We start from the raw sequence: 2,930 nt of genomic DNA on the forward strand, positions 1-2,930 counted from the left end.
GGCCCGCGGGGGCAGCGTCGGGAACGTATCGGCGTCGGTCGCCGCCCGGTCGAGGTCCGCGAAAGTGAGCGGCGGCCGCTCGGCGGTGGTGAAGCACCCGCTCAGCGAGGCCGCGCCCGCGGCAGCGATGGCCGTGATGGCGAGGGTTCGAGCGGTCACCCTTGCGATGCTGCGCGGTCGACTTGTCCAGGTCACGAGGTCAGCCTAGGAAGCGCGGGGCCAGGACGCGCCCTTTCCGGAAACTAGGGTGAGGGGATGTTCCCCGAGCTTGGCACCGCGTTCCTCGCGGGCGCGCTCGCTCTGCTCTCCCCCTGCGCTGCACCGATCCTCCCCGGCATCGTCGGCGCGCTCACCTCGACAGGGGACGGACGGGCTCGACCGTCTCGACAGGTGTGGTCGATCCTCGCGTTCGCGGTCGGGGCCGCTCTCGTGCTGATCGGATCCGTGGCGCTGCTGCTCGCGCTCGGCGCGAACGTGAACCTCGCCCGGCCGCCGTACACGTTCATCGCCGGCGGACTACTCATCGCCGCCGGCCTCTACTCCCTCGGCTTCCTCCGGATCCCCTGGATCACGAAGACCTCCACCCCAGTCGGCTCGGCCGCGAAAGCACTGCTGCTCGGAATCAGCTGCGCCGCCGTCTGGTACCCCTGCCTCGGCCCATCCCTCGCCATCGCCTACGGCCTCGCCTCCAACATCGACACCGTGGGACTCGGCGTCGCGCTGGGGTTCGTCTACTTCCTCGGCATGCTCACCCCGCTGTTCCTACTCGGACTCGTCCTCGCCCGCGCAGCACGCTCACGCCGCTGGCTGCGCCGCATCGGCGCCTACGCCAACAAGGCCGTCGCCGTGCTCCTCATCGTCATCGGCGTCCTCGTCATCACCGGGCTCTGGAACTCTGTGTCGCTGTGGATCGTGGACAACTCGAGCTGGTTCCCCACCCTCTGACCCTCAGGTGGGATCGCCGCGCTCCAGGCCTGGAATGGTTTCGCTGAACGATCGTTCATCAGAGCGAGTGGGGGCGCGGCGGTGGCCTTCGCTTCGACCATGTGGATCTAGCTCAGGTTCTCCTTCGAGTCCTATGGTGAGCGCATGAAGCGACTCGCTAAGTCAGGCCCGTTGGTTGGATGGACAATCGCATCGCTCGGCGCTGCTGGTGCCGCCGCGTTCCTGGTGCATTGGAGCTCGTGCTTCAGTGGCCTGAACGAGGGTTGCTACAGCGCCACACAGTCGGACTTCACGTGGATCGCCACGACGATCCTCTGGGCCATCGCCTTCCCGCTCGTGATACTCGGCGCCCTCGTGCTCTCGCCGGGACGACCCGTCACACTGATTGGTGTCGGGCTCCTCCTGGTCATCAACCCCCTCACCGACCCTGGAGCGTTCTTTCTCCCGTGGGATGTCGCGGACACTTTGCCCTTCACCGGCGTCGCCACGTCGCTGGCTGCTGTGACTGCAGGTCTCCTCCTGGCCAGATCTTCCCACCGAGCCCGTCGGCCCGATCACAGCCGAGTCGGGAAGCCAGCGCCCGCTGACGTCGCCTACTGACCTTCGATCGGCTTTGCGTCGTCCCGTTAGGGGATCCCCATACGGAACGGGCAGCCTCGCGCTCTTCGCTCCGTTGATGAGAGCCGGTGCTCTGGAGTTCAGGCGAAGTAGGGTGAGCGAAACGCGACGGGGGACGCCATGGGCCACAAACGATCGACCTACGGATTCAAGATCGGTGCGGCCTCGGTCGCGCTCATGGCCCTTCCTCTTCTCGGCGGGTGCGCGCAGGACACCACCGTCTACGACGACCCGACCGTGTACTCGGACTACGACAGGGCGCAGCAGGAGCAGGACGCACTCCCCTCGCTCGGCAGCGTCGGAGACAAGCTCGATCCCGACTCGATCCGGTTCGCCGGGTCCGTCGAGGGCCTCGACTTCTACTTGGCCTTACCTCGCGAGGGAGCCGGACACTGCGTCATCGTCAACGAGGGCGACGAACCGGTCAGCGGCTGCGGCGAGAAGCTGTCAAAGCAGAACGACTGGACGGTACAGATCCACCCCGACGACGCCGTACCGGACGACGCCACCGGCGACGGCTGGACCCAGCTCGGCAAGAACCTGTCGGTCCGCGCAAGCTGACAGCGGGAGGGCTCTCTCGCTGAACCACGGCACCCGGCGGAGGTCGGCCCGGCGACTTGGTGATCCGCAGAACGATCCCCATATGGGACGGAGCTGAGCGGGTAGCGTCACCGGCATGACCTCGGGTTCGCGTCACCGCATTCGAGTTGCTGCCGCGCTCACAACCGGAGCGGCGCTGCTCACCGCCGCCGGCTGCGCGCCGGCGGTGCAGACGTCGGGATGCCCGGGCTGGGCGTATTTTGGATCCGCGGAAGCCCGCTACGAAGTCGCCGAAGCGGTCATCACGACTGCCTCCCCTCGCGCCTCGGGAACTCAGAGCGTCTTCAGCGTCGCAGCATCCGCATACATGGTCACCGTGGATGAGACAGAGAAGGGACCGTTCATTGCAGGAGAGACAATCCGCGTCGTGTCGATGCCTGATGCGTGCAGCGGCACCGACCTCTACCCGGACGGAGACCCGATGGACACCGACCAGCCCCTCCGCCTGTACCTCAGTTCCGGGAACGGATTCTGGGCGACGCTGACTCCGCTCGAGGGCGCTGAACCGATCGAGGAATAGCCCGCCAGTCGATTCCCTTACGGGACGATGCGCAACGTCACTGCGTGACAGAGTTGAGCCGTGGAGCGCTGGTTGAACGACGATCCCACGCTCCGACCGCTCATCGAACGCGGGTTCACTCGTTCAGGTGACTCGGTTGTACTTCGGGCCTACGCCGCCTCTCGCCTCCGGACGGCTCCGCCGTCCGATGCTTGGGGAGTGGAGTGGTGGGTGAATAGCATCCACTTACGCTCGAACCTTCCGGCCG

The 2,930-nt window shown here is 66.7% G+C and carries 4 protein-coding genes; all 4 read left to right on the forward strand.

What is annotated here, in order from left to right:
- The first annotated feature begins 255 nt into the window (after window positions 1-255).
- Window positions 256-945 (forward strand): cytochrome c biogenesis CcdA family protein, encoded by a 690-nt coding sequence (locus C5B92_RS16725; RefSeq protein WP_104234411.1) that lies wholly within the window; start codon window positions 256-258, stop codon window positions 943-945.
- Between the two features lie 144 nt (window positions 946-1,089).
- Complete coding sequence (locus C5B92_RS17090; RefSeq protein ID WP_146079385.1) at window positions 1,090-1,545, forward strand: hypothetical protein; 456 nt, start codon at window positions 1,090-1,092, stop codon at window positions 1,543-1,545.
- 138 nt (window positions 1,546-1,683) lie between these two features.
- Window positions 1,684-2,124, forward strand: coding sequence for a hypothetical protein (locus C5B92_RS16730; RefSeq protein ID WP_104234410.1), 441 nt, complete (start codon window positions 1,684-1,686; stop codon window positions 2,122-2,124).
- Window positions 2,125-2,239: 115 nt separating this feature from the next.
- Window positions 2,240-2,683, forward strand: a complete 444-nt coding sequence (locus C5B92_RS17095) for a hypothetical protein (protein ID WP_146076925.1) — start codon at window positions 2,240-2,242, stop codon at window positions 2,681-2,683.
- Window positions 2,684-2,930: the final 247 nt, after the last annotated feature.

The sequence above is a fragment of the Rathayibacter sp. AY1A4 genome (genome assembly GCF_002930955.1).
In the GTDB taxonomy this organism is placed as follows: domain Bacteria; phylum Actinomycetota; class Actinomycetes; order Actinomycetales; family Microbacteriaceae; genus Rathayibacter.